Origin of the sequence: Aeromonas salmonicida (assembly GCF_028355655.1) — a bacterium.
GTDB classification, from domain to species: Bacteria; Pseudomonadota; Gammaproteobacteria; order Enterobacterales; family Aeromonadaceae; genus Aeromonas; species Aeromonas salmonicida.
This window is the reverse complement of sequence record NZ_CP110645.1, coordinates 949,247-967,326: the sequence shown is the minus strand read 5'-3', so window position 1 is coordinate 967,326 and position 18,080 is coordinate 949,247. Positions and strand designations below refer to the sequence as shown.

The following is an 18,080-nucleotide window of genomic DNA, read 5'->3' as shown; positions in this document are numbered from 1 at the left end:
TCGGCCCAAAACAAAGATCCCGCCGAAGCGGGATCTTTGTTTCCATGACCATCAGCGTTCCAGTATCTGGCGCAGCCGCTCCTGTGCCACCCCGACCAGCAGGTCCGGCTGGAATTTGGAGATAAAGCGGTCACACCCCACCTTCTTGACCATGGCCTCGTTGAAGTTGCCGCTCAGGGAGGTATTGAGCGTAATGAAGAGATCCGACATGCGGGCATCGCTGCGGATCTCGTGGGTCAGGCGATAGCCATCCATCTCCGGCATCTCGGCATCCGTGATCATCAGCAAGATTTCGTCGGTCACCTTCTTGCCCGCATCGCACCAGCCTTTGAGCAGATTGAGCGCCTCCAGGCCATCCTGGCATTCGATTACCTCCAGGCCAAGCTGGGCAAGGGTTTCTCGCACCAGATTGCGGGCCGTACTGGAGTCATCGACGATGAGCACCTTGCGACCATTCATCTGCGGCAATATGGCCAGGTCCAGCACCTCTTCCGAGATGCGGATGTCGTAAGTAATGATCTCGGCCAGCACCTTCTCCACGTCGATGATCTCGACAATCTGGTCGACGCCATCTTCGGGTACCCGGGTAATGGCCGTCAGATAGTTCGCCCGCCCGGCGGAGCGCGGGGGGGGCAAAATATCCTTCCAGGTCATGTTGACGATGTGGGCTACCTGCCCCACCAGAAAGCCCTGAATGGTGCGGTTGTATTCGGTGATGATGAGGTTGGACTCGCTGTCGATGGGCATGGCGCGCATGCCAATGGCGCTGCGCAGGTTGATCACGGGGATAGAAGTGCCACGGATGTTGGCCACCCCGCTGATGTTGTGGTGCGCCCCCGGCATTTTGTTGAGATGGGGCAGCTTGACCACTTCCCTCACCTTGAAGACGTTGATAGCAAACAGTTGTCGGGATCCCAAACGGAACATCAACAACTCCAGACGGTTCTCCCCTACCAGCTGGGTACGTTGATCCACTGAATCCAATATGCTCGCCATATAAAGCCCTTACGTCCGTTGCCCGAGTCTCGCCATAGTATAGAAGGGTCAGAATCCCAACACGACCCGTATTCTTATCCTATGTCGGCCAGATGATGACGGAACTTGATGAAAAAAATCGAGAATCGGCTCAAAGCCGGTCTCTCCCCACACTTGTCAGCAGCCAAATGGCTGACCCGCAGCCCTTTCGGCCCCGGGTGTGGGCCAGACTTTTACGATGCGCAGCCGAATCCCCGGCCATCACCGCCAGTGGATACACTTTCCGTTGGCCAGACATAAAAAAAGCGGCAGATTGCTCTGCCGCTTTTGACTAACTTCAAACCGGATTACTTGTCGATATCCAGCATGTTGTTGCTCAGCATGTAGTCGATCACCTGGGAAGAGGTGGACGCCGCACTGCCGGTGAGACTGTCGAACGTGTGGTTCATCAGCACTATCTCCTGAGTCACGGACGCCGAACTGTTCTCCTTGACCTGCAAGTGAACCCCTTCGCTGTCCTGGAACACAGAGAGCAAGCCCTTCAGATCGTTCTGGTTGTGAGAACCATCGTGATCCAGCAGGTCGCTCAGATCCAGCTTGTCACCTTCAGCTCTGGAGAAGTCGACCACATAGTCCTTGGCAATGGTGCCGCCAGTGGTATCGCCCTGCAGCCAGGTAAAGGTGTCAGCCCCGGCATCCCCCTTGAGGATATCGTTGCCCAGGCCACCGACCAGAATGTCATTGCCCAGACCGCCGCTCAGGGTGTCGTTGCCAGCACCGCCATACAGGGTGTCGTTGCCGCTACCGCCGTACAGGGTATCGTTGCCGCTCTCGCCATACAGAGTATCGTTGCCACTCCCGCCGAACAGGATGTCGTTGCCGGCACCACCGAACAGGAAGTCATCACCCCCCTGACCGAACAGTATGTCGTTGCCTTCCCCGCCGATCAGCACATCGCCCTTGTCGTTGGCGGAGGATTGATCGAACTCGCTGGCATGACTGCTGATGTAGTCATGGACCTGGGCATCCGTCACCGAACCTGCACTCAACTTACCGGCTACATACTGCTTGACGGCCGCGTAGCCTTCCCCGTTGATACCGGCGAAGTGAACCGCATCGCCGAACAGGATATCGTCGCCGGCATCGCCATCAATCCGGTCACTGCCCGGCTTGTTGTTGATGGAGGTCCCCAGAATGGCGCCGGCCAGATCGTTGGCATTGACGCCCGTCATGATCACACCGTCAGAGTCATAGGACTTGAGATCGTTGTAGGAGATGTTGGATCCCAGGCCGATCGCCTCCACCTTCACACCCATGCCGGTCAGCAAGGCAAAACCTGCCACCGCATTACTGATGGTTGTAGACGTGGAGTCCTGTCCGTTACCTGCCAAGGTGGAATAGGTGTAACCACCCAGACCATCAGGACGCATGTAGCCAATCTTGGAGGAATCCCCCTTTGTATCAACTTTATAAACCGCACCCTGAGCATCGATAATGGTATATCCGCTGCTCTTATAAACCTGACCAGGCACATAGCCGTTCTGCAACAGCTGATTGAGATAGACATCACGAGAATCGTTCGGATAGTCATCAATCAGTGGGTTGCTACCTTCACTGCCCAGATAGTAAGTCGGCTTACCATCAGTGATGAAGTAGGTCAGGTTCTGGGCATTGGTGTTGCCCTGAGCGGTAGAACCGTTGAACCAGTTGGCCGTGGTCTTGAACACGTCTTCGTAGTTGGTACCGCCGCCGTTGTTCGAGCTGCCATCCATGCTGTCGAGAATCGCCTGCAGCTGGCTAAGGGCATTGCTGTCTTTCAGGTTCACGCTGACCGACTTGTTGGACAGGGTATCGAAGTCCACCAGGAAGACATTCACCTTGCCAGCCCCATCGGTGCCAGCGCTGGTCTTGAGGCTGTCAAAGACCTGTGCCAATTGGGCTTTGATGGTATTCATGGCCGTTGTACCGATACTGCCAGAGCTGTCGACCATAAAGGCAAGGTTATAGTTCTGGCCCGGCAATACCACGCTGCCGTCGAGATCGCCCACCACTATATTGTGCTCGCTGCCGTAGGTACGGTTCTGGTCGCCCGGCTCCCCTTCTGTGGAGAGGAAGTAGCTCATGCGGATCGAATCCTGATCCGATGCGCTACTGGTCTGGTCGGTCACCACCTCCTTGGCGATGGCCTCCACCTTGAGGTCGAACTGACCCGCATTGCTACCCGGCACCCGCAGGGTCAGACCGGTCAGCTTGACGTCCAGCGCGCCCTGGTTCCAGAGACCACTGAGGGTCAGCTTGCCATCGGCACCTGAGGTTCCCAGCACTGTGCCGCCCTGATACAGGGTCGCACCACTCGGCATGCCGCTCAGCTCCAGGCTGTCTAGCTGTTCACTGCCATCCCTATCGGTAAGGGATGCACTGATCTCGAGGGGGTAGTCCACCACACTGGGCTGTACTGCCGTCAAGGTTCCGTCAGTCTGATTGAACTGGTAGATGCCGTCATCAAACTGAATCAGTTCAATGTCATAGAGCGACTTGCTGATGGTGGTGCCGTTCTCCTTCACCAGGAAGTTGAAGCCGCCATCAGTTCTGCGCTCGATGACATAGTTGGCGCGCGACCCCATCAGCACGGCAAGGTCTGTACCTGCGCCACCATACAGGGTGTCACCACCCAGTCCGGCAACCAGAATGTCGTTACCCACGCCGCCGTCGAGGGTATCGCCTGAGACAGAGTTGCCACCGACCAGTACGTCATTGCCCAGACCGCCGACGAAATAGTCGCCGCCGCCCTTCACGCTGACGATGTAGTCGTTGCCATTGCCGCCCACCACAGAGTCCTGACTGTTAGTGCTGTCGGTCAGGCTGTTGGTGATCCCGAAGCTGCCCTTGTTGAAGTTGCCGCTCTGGAACGCGCCGGTCGAGATGCCGGACGACGGGTACTGGGTATAAAGCGGTACGCCATTGCCGGTCAGGCTGATATCCACCACCGGCTTGTCAGCCACAGCAGCAATGTCGATCACCAGCTTGCCTGAGTTGCTCAAGTTGGCACCGTCGCTGATCTGGTAGCCGAAGCTGGCGTAGTCCCCTTGCTGGTTACCCATGGACGTGCCGTTGCCATTGGCGGCACTGGTGCTGGACTCGTTGAGTCCTGGCACAAAGCGCAGATGGCCAGTATTGATGTCACCGTAAGAGACGAGGTCACCAACCTTGACGGCAATCCACTGACCCGCGGCATTGAGATACTCCAGCGTGCCATTTTGCGGCAGCGTGCCGATCACGACGCCCAGATCAGACGCAGCCTGATCATCGCTGGCACCAAACTGGGACCACTTCAGTACCAGTGGCGTATCTTCCATCCCGACACCGTGCCCACCCGTGGTCACAGGCGCGCGGTCGTTGTCGATGATGGTGCCCGTGCCGTTCTGACCGCCCACTGTCACCGTCAGCGTCTCGGTAGTTTCAACCAGTCGATCGTTCACGGTCGGCAGCGTCACGGTAAAGCCGGATACCCCGGCCGGCACAGTGAGCTTGCCTGTGGCGCTGTTGTAGGTCACCCCATTGCTGAATTGTGCAATTCCCCAATCAGAGCTGGATGCCGGATTTGCACCGCTGCCCTGAATAGCGAAGTCATACTGGGTCGCCTCATGGGTCTGGTCAGACAGGGTCACCGTATGAGAGAGATTGCCGCCTTCCTCCGCGTTGCCGCTCGAGACAGATTGTACGACTGGCGTCACCAGTGGTTTGGTTGCAAAGGATCCCAGGCTGGAATCACCATCCCCATCCACTACCTTGATCTGGAAGTCGATATCACCGTCGCCAAGCGGCCTGGACATGTTCTGGTACTGGAAGAACTCCCACTTGCCGGTGGCCGGGGTAAATTCCAGACGGAACACCAGGGAGCCATCGCTGGCTTTACCTATCAAGGTATTGGCCGATTCCATGGAGGTGGTGATCAGCTTGCCGGTTGCCGTGGTCAGGCCGGTTTCGTTGGAGCCGAGCAGCTGCATATAGCCCTTGCCATCAGCCCCCCACTGCGGTGTTACCGTGCCTGAGCCGTAAGCGATAGCCTGGGCGGTAGAGGAGCCGATGAACTCTATGCTCTTCACCGTCAGGTCGCTGTTATCCGAGGTATTGGTGTTGCCGTTATTGGTAGCCTTGATCACCATGGTGTCGAAGCCGCCTTGCTGTACCTGGAAGTTCTCGGCGTAATCGCCACTGGTCGCATTGGAGCTGAAGGTCTGGGTACCGATCAGCACGCCAGCACGGTAGAACTCGACCACGCCACTTTCCAGCTCACCACCGAACATCTGGCTGAACTTGATGTTGGCACCATAGGCAACCGTGCCCGGATCAAGCTTCACAATCAACTGCTCGGAGGCAGAGGTTCCGTTCGCGAAGTGACGGAAGTCTATCTCGTTGGCAATGTTGTGGTACGGCCCGGCCACGCTGGACACCCCCAACCCTGCATTGGAACCATTGACACTGGCATCAATCAGAGTTGAGTTGGTTGCAGAGGTGAACCCCTTGGCTGTGATGGTAAAGCCAGCCAAATCCACCAGGGCCTTGTTGCCACTGACCTTGGTCAGATCAAATACCCCGGTCAACACATCTGGAATATTTGTCTTGGTAACGGAGACGGCAGCAGCATCACCCGCCACTGGCGCGTCATCCTCAACGGTGACATCCAGTTTGCCAGTGGTTGTGCCCTTGCCATCGGAGACCTTGACATCCAACTGGAACGACAGGGAATCCTCCTGGCCCTTGACCGGGTGGTCAAGCGGCGCCTTGAGGGTCAGATCATAGGCCCAATCACCTTTGCCGCTGGCGTTCGGTGCGGTCAGTTTGACCTCGACCACCGCCTTGTAGCCGTCGCTTCCCAGAGTGCCGGTATAACCAACCAGCGTCTTGCTGCCGGCATCCCAGCTCCACTGGACTGCGGACCCACCGGAGGTCAGGCCTGCCGGTCCACCCAGTGAAACAGCCACGCTGCTGCTGTCCACATCACCCACTGAAATGGTACCGGACATGCTCTTGGCATCCGTGGTATCCGGGTTGCCGTTGGTGTCGATGATCCCGTTGGGCAAGCCCTCTTCGGAAACAGTTGCGCCATTGGAGATAGACAGGGTTGGCAAGTCATTGGTGCCGTTGATCACCACTGTCACTGTGTGCGTGGTGCCATCCACCGACTGCACGGTGAAGTTCTCGACACGGGTCTCGCCCTGCCCCAGGTACTGCACCTTGCTGTTGTCGACGTTGTAGCTCCAGGTGCCGTTCTCGGCGATGGACAGGTTGCCCAGCGCACCATTGCTGGCCACGCCCGCCCCGACCACAAACTTGGCCTGACCCTGATCTGCATCGCTCACGGTCAGCACGCCAGTGTCGGTCAGCTTGCCGCTTACCACGTTCAGATCTTCGGTCACCGCACCCCGGTCATCGCCCGCCACCACGGCACCGTCATTGACGCCGGTGATGGTGATGGTCACGGTGTGCGTGGTGCCGTCCACCGACTGCACGGTGAAGTTCTCGACACGGGTTTCCCCCAGGCCCAGGTACTGCACCTTGCTGTTGTCGACGTTGTAGCTCCAGGTGCCGTTCTCGGCGATGGACAGGTTGCCCAGCGCACCATTGCTGGCCACGCCCGCCCCGACCACAAACTTGGCCTGACCCTGGTCTGCATCGCTCACGGTCAGCACGCCAGTGTCGGTCAGCTTGCCGCTTACCACGTTCAGATCTTCGGTCACCGCACCCCGGTCATCGCCCGCCACCACGGCACCGTCATTGACGCCGGTGATGGTGATGGTGACCGTGTGCTCGGTGCCGTCCAGGCTCTTGACCACGAAGGTCTCGACCTTGGTTTCACCCTTGCCCAGGTACTGCACGTCGCCGTTGGCCACGTTGTAAGTCCAAGCACCGCCTTCGGTGATGGTCAGGCTGCCCAAGGCATCGGCACTCGGGGTGCCAGCACCGGCCACAAACTTGGCCTCGTCAGCCCCGTCCACGTCGGTCACAGTCAGGCTGCCAGTCTCGGTCAGGGTCGGGGTGCTTTCATCTTCCAGCACGGCGCCGGTGTCATTGCCGCTGATCACGGCGCCATCGTTGACGCCGGTGATGGTGATGGTGACCGTGTGCTCGGTGCCATCCAGGCTCTTGACCACGAAGGTCTCGACCTTGGTTTCACCCTTGCCCAGGTACTGCACGTCGCCGTTGGCCACGTTGTAAGTCCACTCACCGCCTTCGGTGATGGTCAGGCTGCCCAAGGCATCGGCACTCGGGGTGCCGTTGCCGGCCACGAACTTGGCCTCGTCGGCCCCGTCCACGTCGGTCACGGTCAGCACGCCGCTGTCAGTCAGCACATCCGGGCTGGCATCTTCGGTCACCGCGCCAGTGTCAGCACCGCTGATCACCGCGCCATCGTTGACGCCGGTGATGGTGATGGTGACGGTGTGCTCGGTGCCGTCCAGGCTCTTGACCACGAAGGTCTCGACCTTGGTTTCGCCCTTGCCCAGGTACTGCACGTCGCCGTTGGCCACGTTGTAAGTCCAGGCACCGCCTTCGGTGATGGTCAGGCTGCCCAGGGCATCGGCACTCGGGGTGCCAGCACCGGCCACAAACTTGGCCTCGTCAGCCCCGTCCACGTCGGTCACAGTCAGGCTGCCAGTCTCGGTCAGGGTCGGGGTGCTTTCATCTTCCAGCACGCCGCCGGTGTCATTGCCGCTGATCACGGCGCCATCGTTCACGCCGGTGATGGTGATGGTGACCGTGTGCTCGGTGCCATCCAGGCTCTTGACCACGAAGGTCTCAACCTTGGTTTCGCCCTTGCCCAGGTACTGCACGTCGCCGTTGGCCACGTTGTAAGTCCACTCACCGCCTTCGGTGATGGTCAGGCTGCCCAAGGCATCGGCACTCGGGGTGCCGTTGCCGGCCACGAACTTGGCCTCGTCGGCCCCGTCCACGTCGGTCACGGTCAGCACGCCGCTGTCAGTCAGCACATCCGGGCTGGCATCTTCGGTCACCGCGCCAGTGTCAGCACCGCTGATCACCGCGCCATCGTTGACGCCGGTGATGGTGATGGTGACCGTGTGCTCGGTGCCATCCAGGCTCTTGACCACGAAGGTCTCGACCTTGGTTTCACCCTTGCCCAGGTACTGCACGTCGCCGTTGGCCACGTTGTAAGTCCAGGCACCGCCTTCGGTGATGGTCAGGCTGCCCAGCGCGCCGACACTCGGGGTGCCAGCACCGGCCACGAACTTGGCCTCGTCGGCGCCGTCCACGTCGGTCACGGTCAGCACGCCGCTGTCAGTCAGCACATCCGGGCTGGCATCTTCGGTCACCGCGCCAGTGTCAGCACCGCTGATCACCGCGCCATCATTGACGCCGGTGATGGTGATGGTGACCGTGTGCTCGGTGCCATCCAGGCTCTTGACCACGAAGGTCTCGACCTTGGTTTCACCCTTGCCCAGGTACTGCACGTCGCCGTTGGCCACGTTGTACGTCCAGGCACCACCTTCGGTGATGGTCAGGCTGCCCAAGGCATCGGCACTCGGGGTGCCGTTGCCGGCCACGAACTTGGCCTCGTCGGCCCCGTCCACGTCGGTCACGGTCAGCACGCCGCTGTCAGTCAGCACATCCGGGCTGGCATCTTCGGTCACCGCGCCAGTGTCAGCACCGCTGATCACCGCGCCATCGTTGACGCCGGTGATGGTGATGGTGACCGTGTGCTCGGTGCCATCCAGGCTCTTGACCACGAAGGTCTCGACCTTGGTTTCACCCTTGCCCAGGTACTGCACGTCGCCGTTGGCCACGTTGTAAGTCCACTCACCGCCTTCGGTGATGGTCAGGCTGCCCAGGGCATCGGCACTCGGGGTGCCAGCACCGGCCACGAACTTGGCCTCGTCGGCCCCGTCCACATCGGTCACGGTCAGAGTGCCAGTCTCGGTCAGGGTCGGGGTGGTCTCGTCTTCAGTGACACCACCGGTGTCGTTGCCGCTGATCACCGCGCCATCGTTGACGCCGGTAATGGTGATGGTGACAGTGTGCTCGGTGCCATCCAGGCTCTTGACCACAAAAGTCTCGACCTTGGTTTCACCCTTGCCCAGGTACTGCACGTCGCCGTTGGCCACGTTGTAAGTCCACTCACCGCCTTCGGTGATGGTCAGGCTGCCCAGTGCGCCATTGCTGGCCACGCCGCTGCCGGCAATAAACTTGGCCTCATCGGCGCCGTCCACGTCGGTCACAGTCAGGCTGCCAGTCTCGGTCAGGGTCGGGGTGCTTTCATCTTCCAGCACGCCGCCGGTGTCATTGCCGCTGATCACGGCGCCATCGTTGACGCCGGTGATGGTGATGGTGACCGTGTGCTCGGTGCCATCCAGGCTCTTGACCACGAAGGTCTCGACCTTGGTTTCACCCTTGCCCAGGTACTGCACGTCGCCGTTGGCCACGTTGTAAGTCCACTCACCGCCTTCGGTGATGGTCAGGCTGCCCAGGGCATCGGCACTCGGGGTGCCAGCACCGGCCACAAACTTGGCCTCGTCAGCCCCGTCCACGTCGGTCACGGTCAGCACGCCGCTGTCAGTCAGCACATCCGGGCTGGCATCTTCGGTCACCGCGCCAGTGTCAGCACCGCTGATCACCGCGCCATCGTTGACGCCGGTGATGGTGATGGTGACCGTGTGCTCGGTGCCGTCCAGGCTCTTGACCACGAAGGTCTCGACCTTGGTTTCGCCCTTGCCCAGGTGCTGCACGTCGCCGTTGGCCACGTTGTAAGTCCAGGCACCGCCTTCGGTGATGGTCAGGCTGCCCAGGGCATCGGCACTCGGGGTGCCAGCACCGGCCACAAACTTGGCCTCGTCAGCCCCGTCCACGTCGGTCACAGTCAGGCTGCCAGTCTCGGTCAGGGTCGGGGTGCTTTCATCTTCCAGCACGCCGCCGGTGTCATTGCCGCTGATCACGGCGCCATCGTTCACGCCGGTGATGGTGATGGTGACCGTGTGCTCGGTGCCATCCAGGCTCTTGACCACGAAGGTCTCGACCTTGGTTTCGCCCTTGCCCAGGTACTGCACGTCGCCGTTGGCCACGTTGTAAGTCCAGGCACCGCCTTCGGTGATGGTCAGGCTGCCCAGCGCGCCGACACTCGGGGTGCCAGCACCGGCCACGAACTTGGCCTCGTCGGCGCCGTCCACGTCGGTCACGGTCAGCACGCCGCTGTCAGTCAGCACATCCGGGCTGGCATCTTCGGTCACCGCGCCAGTGTCAGCACCGCTGATCACCGCGCCATCATTGACGCCGGTGATGGTGATGGTGACCGTGTGCTCGGTGCCATCCAGGCTCTTGACCACGAAGGTCTCGACCTTGGTTTCACCCTTGCCCAGGTACTGCACGTCGCCGTTGGCCACGTTGTAAGTCCAGGCACCGCCTTCGGTGATGGTCAGGCTGCCCAGGGCATCGGCACTCGGGGTGCCAGCACCGGCCACAAACTTGGCCTCGTCGGCCCCGTCCACGTCGGTCACGGTCAGCACGCCGCTGTCAGTCAGCACATCCGGGCTGGCATCTTCGGTCACCGCGCCAGTGTCAGCACCGCTGATCACCGCGCCATCGTTGACGCCGGTGATGGTGATGGTGACCGTGTGCTCGGTGCCGTCCAGGCTCTTGACCACGAAGGTCTCGACCTTGGTTTCACCCTTGCCCAGGTACTGCACGTCGCCGTTGGCCACGTTGTAAGTCCACTCACCGCCTTCGGTGATGGTCAGGCTGCCCAGGGCATCGGCACTCGGGGTGCCAGCACCGGCCACGAACTTGGCCTCGTCGGCGCCGTCCACGTCGGTCACGGTCAGCACGCCGCTGTCAGTCAGCACATCCGGGCTGGCATCTTCGGTCACCGCGCCAGTGTCAGCACCGCTGATCACCGCGCCATCATTGACGCCGGTGATGGTGATGGTGACCGTGTGCTCGGTGCCATCCAGGCTCTTGACCACGAAGGTCTCGACCTTGGTTTCACCCTTGCCCAGGTACTGCACGTCGCCGTTGGCCACGTTGTAAGTCCAGGCACCGCCTTCGGTGATGGTCAGGCTGCCCAGCGCGCCGACACTCGGGGTGCCAGCACCGGCCACGAACTTGGCCTCGTCGGCGCCGTCCACGTCGGTCACGGTCAGCACGCCGCTGTCAGTCAGCACATCCGGGCTGGCATCTTCGGTCACCGCGCCAGTGTCAGCACCGCTGATCACCGCGCCATCATTGACGCCGGTGATGGTGATGGTGACCGTGTGCTCGGTGCCATCCAGGCTCTTGACCACGAAGGTCTCGACCTTGGTTTCGCCCTTGCCCAGGTACTGCACCTTGCTGTTGTCGACGTTGTAGCTCCAGGTGCCGTTCTCCGCGATGGACAGGTTGCCCAGCGCACCATTGCTGGCCACGCCCGCCCCGACCACGAACTTGGCCTGACCCTGATCTGCATCGCTCACGGTCAGCACGCCAGTGTCGGTCAGCTTGCCGCTTACCACGTTCAGATCTTCGGTCACCGCACCCCGGTCATCACCCGCCACCACGGCACCGTCATTGACGCCGGTGATGGTGATGGTCACGGTGTGCGTGGTGCCGTCCACCGACTGCACGGTGAAGTTCTCGACACGGGTTTCACCCAGGCCCAGGTACTGCACCTTGCTGTTGTCGACGTTGTAGCTCCAGGTGCCGTTTTCGGCGATGGACAGGTTGCCCAGCGCACCATTGCTGGCCACGCCGTTGCCGGCCACGAACTTGGCTTCGTCAGCCCCGTCCACGTCGGTCACGGTCAGGCTGCCAGTCTCGGTCAGCGTCGGGGTGCTTTCGTCTTCAGTGACGCCGCCGGTGTCATTGCCGCTGATCACCGCGCCATCGTTGACGCCAGTGATGGTGATGGTGACGGTGTGCTCAGTGCCATCCAGGCTCTTGACCACGAAGGTCTCAACCTTGGTTTCGCCCTTGCCCAGGTACTGCACGTCGCCGTTGGCCACGTTGTAAGTCCACTCACCGCCTTCGGTGATGGTCAGGCTGCCCAGTGCGCCATTGCTGGCCACGCCGCTGCCGGCAATAAACTTGGCCTCATCGGCGCCGTCCACGTCGGTCACAGTCAGGCTGCCAGTCTCGGTCAGGGTCGGGGTGCTTTCATCTTCCAGCACGCCGCCGGTGTCATTGCCGCTGATCACGGCGCCATCGTTGACGCCGGTGATGGTGATGGTGACCGTGTGCTCGGTGCCATCCAGGCTCTTGACCACGAAGGTCTCGACCTTGGTTTCACCCTTGCCCAGGTACTGCACGTCGCCGTTGGCCACGTTGTAAGTCCACTCACCGCCTTCGGTGATGGTCAGGCTGCCCAGGGCATCGGCACTCGGGGTGCCAGCACCGGCCACAAACTTGGCCTCGTCAGCCCCGTCCACGTCGGTCACGGTCAGCACGCCGCTGTCAGTCAGCACATCCGGGCTGGCATCTTCGGTCACCGCGCCAGTGTCAGCACCGCTGATCACCGCGCCATCGTTGACGCCGGTGATGGTGATGGTGACCGTGTGCTCGGTGCCGTCCAGGCTCTTGACCACGAAGGTCTCGACCTTGGTTTCGCCCTTGCCCAGGTGCTGCACGTCGCCGTTGGCCACGTTGTAAGTCCAGGCACCGCCTTCGGTGATGGTCAGGCTGCCCAGGGCATCGGCACTCGGGGTGCCAGCACCGGCCACAAACTTGGCCTCGTCAGCCCCGTCCACGTCGGTCACAGTCAGGCTGCCAGTCTCGGTCAGGGTCGGGGTGCTTTCATCTTCCAGCACGCCGCCGGTGTCATTGCCGCTGATCACGGCGCCATCGTTCACGCCGGTGATGGTGATGGTGACCGTGTGCTCGGTGCCATCCAGGCTCTTGACCACGAAGGTCTCAACCTTGGTTTCGCCCTTGCCCAGGTACTGCACGTCGCCGTTGGCCACGTTGTAAGTCCACTCACCGCCTTCGGTGATGGTCAGGCTGCCCAAGGCATCGGCACTCGGGGTGCCGTTGCCGGCCACGAACTTGGCCTCGTCGGCCCCGTCCACGTCGGTCACGGTCAGCACGCCGCTGTCAGTCAGCACATCCGGGCTGGCATCTTCGGTCACCGCGCCAGTGTCAGCACCGCTGATCACCGCGCCATCGTTGACGCCGGTGATGGTGATGGTGACCGTGTGCTCGGTGCCATCCAGGCTCTTGACCACGAAGGTCTCGACCTTGGTTTCACCCTTGCCCAGGTACTGCACGTCGCCGTTGGCCACGTTGTAAGTCCAGGCACCGCCTTCGGTGATGGTCAGGCTGCCCAGCGCGCCGACACTCGGGGTGCCAGCACCGGCCACGAACTTGGCCTCGTCGGCGCCGTCCACGTCGGTCACGGTCAGCACGCCGCTGTCAGTCAGCACATCCGGGCTGGCATCTTCGGTCACCGCGCCAGTGTCAGCACCGCTGATCACCGCGCCATCATTGACGCCGGTGATGGTGATGGTGACCGTGTGCTCGGTGCCATCCAGGCTCTTGACCACGAAGGTCTCGACCTTGGTTTCACCCTTGCCCAGGTACTGCACGTCGCCGTTGGCCACGTTGTACGTCCAGGCACCACCTTCGGTGATGGTCAGGCTGCCCAAGGCATCGGCACTCGGGGTGCCGTTGCCGGCCACGAACTTGGCCTCGTCGGCCCCGTCCACGTCGGTCACGGTCAGCACGCCGCTGTCAGTCAGCACATCCGGGCTGGCATCTTCGGTCACCGCGCCAGTGTCAGCACCGCTGATCACCGCGCCATCGTTGACGCCGGTGATGGTGATGGTGACCGTGTGCTCGGTGCCATCCAGGCTCTTGACCACGAAGGTCTCGACCTTGGTTTCACCCTTGCCCAGGTACTGCACGTCGCCGTTGGCCACGTTGTAAGTCCACTCACCGCCTTCGGTGATGGTCAGGCTGCCCAGGGCATCGGCACTCGGGGTGCCAGCACCGGCCACGAACTTGGCCTCGTCGGCCCCGTCCACATCGGTCACGGTCAGAGTGCCAGTCTCGGTCAGGGTCGGGGTGGTCTCGTCTTCAGTGACACCACCGGTGTCGTTGCCGCTGATCACCGCGCCATCGTTGACGCCGGTAATGGTGATGGTGACAGTGTGCTCGGTGCCATCCAGGCTCTTGACCACAAAAGTCTCGACCTTGGTTTCACCCTTGCCCAGGTACTGCACGTCGCCGTTGGCCACGTTGTAAGTCCACTCACCGCCTTCGGTGATGGTCAGGCTGCCCAGGGCATTGGCGCTCGGGGTACCGTTGCCGGCAATGAACTTGGCCTCATCGGCCCCGTCCACGTCGGTCACGGTCAGGCTGCCAGTCTCGGTCAGGGTCGGGTTGGTCTCGTCTTCAGTGACACCACCGGTGTCGTTGCCGCTGATCACCGCGCCATCGTTGACGCCGGTGATGGTGATGGTCACTGTGTGCTCGGTGCCATCCAGGCTCTTGACCACGAAGGTCTCGACCTTGGTTTCGCCCTTGCCCAAGTACTGCACGTCGCCGTTGGCCACGTTGTAAGTCCACTCACCGCCTTCGGTGATGGTCAGGCTGCCCAGTGCATCGGCGCTCGGGGTGCCAGCACCGGCCACGAACTTGGCCTCGTCGGCCCCGTCCACGTCGGTCACAGTCAGGTTGCCGGTCTCGGTCAGCGTCGGCGTGCTTTCGTCTTCCACCACGGCACCAATGTCGGCACCGGCAATAATGGCGGCATCATTGATCGGGGTGACAATACCGGTAACACCGCCAGTCGAGCTATGCAAACCATCTGTGATTGTGTATTCGAACGAAATATTGCCATTGAAATCAGGGGATGGAGTAAAGACCAGCTGACCGTTGGTCAGGGTGACGGAACCATTGCCAATGGCCACTGAGCCACCTTCGGCAATGGCCTGGCCATTGATGGCGGTGATGCTGAGGCTATCGCCATCCAGGTCGGTGTCGTTGTCGAGCACCTTGATGGTGACCGTCCCATCCTCTTCCACGGTGAACTGGTCGTTCCCTGGCACAGGCGCGGCATTCACAACGCTGTTGTCAGTACCCTTGGGAGAGGTATTGCCCACTGGATCGGTAAGAGTGGCATCCACCATGACGGGGCCATTGACCGGCAGATCCGTAGTGGGAATAGTCAGAGTAACCTGTGTATTGCTAATGTCATCGGCAGTCAGGATGGAGCTGGAGTCAGGCACACCATCACCATTCCAGTCCACATCGAGGCGATCACCGACTTTGGCATCGGCTGGCAAACGGATAATCACATCCACGCCATTTTCACGTTCATTGGCGGAAATGACATTGTCCGCACCATCCTGTATTTCCACCAGGGGAGCAGAGGGAGCCGTGCTGTCCACACTGCCATCATCTGTGGCTGTGGCTGTGTTGCCGGCAGGATCGGTGACATTGGCTGTGACCGTATAGGAGCCATCTGCCAGCGGAGTGACGACGTCCACACTGAAGGTTCCGTCCGGGTTGACGGTTGTGGTCAGGGTCTGTTGATTGCCATTGGCATCAGTGACCAGCAGGGTCACAGTGCTGCCTGCCGGCGCATCCGTGGTACCAGTCAAGGTCGGGGTGGTGTCATTGGTATTGTCTGGTGCAGAGACGGTGATCACCGGCGGCACCAAGTCGAAGGGATCATCTTCACCCGCGACCGCATCGCCTGTCACACCGGCATCCGTCTGGTTGGCGGTATCAAATCCCGCCGCCGCTATGGTGGCATCGCCGGTACGATCTATGGTGACGAAGCCGCCATTGCCACTGGCACCGGCTACACCACCTATGTTGCCACCGCCTGCGGCAGGAGCACCGCCGGCTGCAGCCGCTTCAAACGCCTGGGTCGGGTCGGCCCCGCCCAAAATGGCTTGTTGCAAAGCCGATATCTCATCAGGAGTGCCAGTGGCCACATCCTGATTCTGGGCCAGCAAAGGTGCCTGAGACGTTTCATCCTCAGCCTGCTGCTCGTTGGTCGGGCTCAGGGTGAAAGTCTGGTTGCCGCCGTTGAAACTGGCGCCCTCAGGAGTGATAAGCACCGCATCCCTGGGCAGAATATCGCCTTCGGCAAGCTGCTTCTGGCTGCCATCTGCGGCGACCAGGTAAATGTTGCCTTTCAACTGGGTAACAACGACGTCCTGTTCCAATGCGATTTTATGGCTGCTCATGTTCTCTCCTGAATCTCTATTGGCATGCAATATTCCACCGTCTAATGTGCCCGTGAATGACGCCAGAAACCAGTTAGAAAATTCGAATGGATAGACTGATTTGAGGCTAAACCGGCCGGTTAAACAGAAGGGTCAATGACGGAGGAGGTAAAAATAAAATCAAGATGATCAATGTGTTGCGTTTTGATGATGGGAGCACATAGTTGTGCCCCCGTCCGGGTCATGATCAGACACCCGCCCACAGCAGGATGGCGAGCAACTGGGGGGAAATGATCCGCAGAAACATCACCAGGGGATAGACGGTGGCATATGACAGGGCACTGGCACCACTGGTAGGGTGCATACCGTTGGCAAATGCCAGGGCGGGAGGATCCGTCATGGAACCTGCCAGCAAGCCACACAGGGTGAGGTAGTTCATCTTGCCATACAAACGGGCCAGCACACCGACCACCAGCAGCGGGATCAGGGTGATCGCCATGCCGTACATCATCCAGGCTGGACCATCACCGTTGATCAGGGTATCGACAAAGCCGGCACCGGACTTGAAGCCCACCACCGCCAGAAACAATACTATGCCAATCTCCCGCAGCGCCAGGTTGGCACTCGGCGGCATAAACCAGTAGAGCTTGCCGATGCTGCCAATCCGCGACAGGATCAGCGCCACCACCAGCGGACCTCCCGCCAGACCCAGCTTGAGCGCCGCCGGGAACCCAGGCAGATAGAAGGGGATGGAGCCGAGCAGCACGCCAAGGCCGATGCCGATGAACACCGGCAGCATCTGCACCTGCTGCAGCTTCTGCTGCACGTTGCCCACCACATTGGTTACCGCCTCTATGGCGTCGAGTCGACCCACCAGGTTGAGGATGTCACCAAACTGCAGGCTGGTCTGACTGGTCGGTACCAGCTCGATACCGGCCCGGTTGAGGCGCGAGATGACAACGTCGTATTTCTGCTTGATGTCGAGATCGCGGATCTTCTTGCCAAGTACCTGCTCGTTGGTGACCACCACCCGCTCTACCCGCAGATCGGTGCCGCGAGTCGAGAGCGAGGTCTCCACCTCCTCCCCCAACACCAGCAACACCTTGTGCAGTGCGTGGCGTTCACCCACCAGGTGCAGCAAATCACCTAGCTCGATGCGTGAATCCGACCGAGGTACCATCAGTTCCTCACCGCGTTTGAGGCGGGAACAGATCACATCAGACTCGTCGAGACTCGGGATCTCGCAGAGCATCAGGCCATGCATATTGGGGTTGCGCACCGCAATATTGATGGTCTGCAGACTCTCCTTGGTCTTGCCTGCATGTTGTTCGAACAGGTCGGCTTCTTCGTCGATTTTGATGCGAAAAAACAGGCGCACCAGCCACATGGTCAGCAAGATGCCGCAGATGCCGAACGGATAGGCAACGGCATAGCCCATACCCATCAAGCCGGTCGAGCCGGGATCGGCTCCCAGTTCGGCCAGGATCTGCTGACCCGCACCGAGGGAGGGAGTGTTGGTCACGGCACCGGAGAAGACCCCGAGGATCACTGGCAAGGGTACATCGAACAGTTGATGCAGCCCTGCCGCGACCACACAGCCAAGGATCACCAGCAAGGCGGCGAATCCGTTCAGCTTGAGGCCGGAGCTGCGCAGGGAGGAGAAGAAGCCGGGACCGACCTGGATGCCGATGGTGTAGACAAACAGGATGAGACCGAACTCCTGAATGAAGTGCAGGGTTTGCTCATCGAGCGCCAGATCCGACACTCCCGCGAAGTGGCCCACTATGATGCCACCGAACAGCACACCTCCTATTCCCAAGCCAACGCCATAGACCCGCCAGTTTCCCAGCCAGAGCCCCAGCACCGCCACCAGCGACAACATGCTGATGGAAAGCGCGATATCACTCATCGTGTGCATCCTTTCTGAATTGAACTGTCCCTAGCTTGTCAGCA

Annotated in this window: 3 protein-coding genes and 1 pseudogene; all 4 read right to left on the bottom strand. The window is 60.7% G+C overall.

Features of this window, described 5'->3' with window-relative positions:
- Positions 1-51 precede the first annotated feature (51 nt).
- The 4 genes and pseudogenes from ONZ54_RS04790 to ONZ54_RS04780 all read right to left on the bottom strand — a co-directional run bounded on the left by ONZ54_RS04790 (position 52) and on the right by ONZ54_RS04780 (position 18,036).
- A complete protein-coding gene (locus ONZ54_RS04790; RefSeq protein WP_021139650.1) occupies positions 52-996 on the bottom strand; it encodes a chemotaxis protein CheV in 945 nt (314 codons plus the stop codon).
- A 326-nt stretch (positions 997-1,322) separates the two neighbouring features.
- The gene (locus tag ONZ54_RS04785) at positions 1,323-11,513 is read right to left on the bottom strand and encodes a VCBS domain-containing protein (RefSeq protein ID WP_465248790.1); all 10,191 of its coding nucleotides are present in this window, start codon (positions 11,511-11,513) and stop codon (positions 1,323-1,325) included.
- 24 nt (positions 11,514-11,537) lie between these two features.
- A pseudogene (locus ONZ54_RS23335) lies at positions 11,538-16,148 on the bottom strand (retention module-containing protein); the annotation flags it as partial.
- A gap of 226 nt (positions 16,149-16,374) precedes the next feature.
- Positions 16,375-18,036, bottom strand: coding sequence for a putative transporter (locus ONZ54_RS04780; RefSeq protein WP_058395958.1), 1,662 nt, complete (start codon positions 18,034-18,036; stop codon positions 16,375-16,377).
- Between the last annotated feature and the right edge of the window lie 44 nt (positions 18,037-18,080).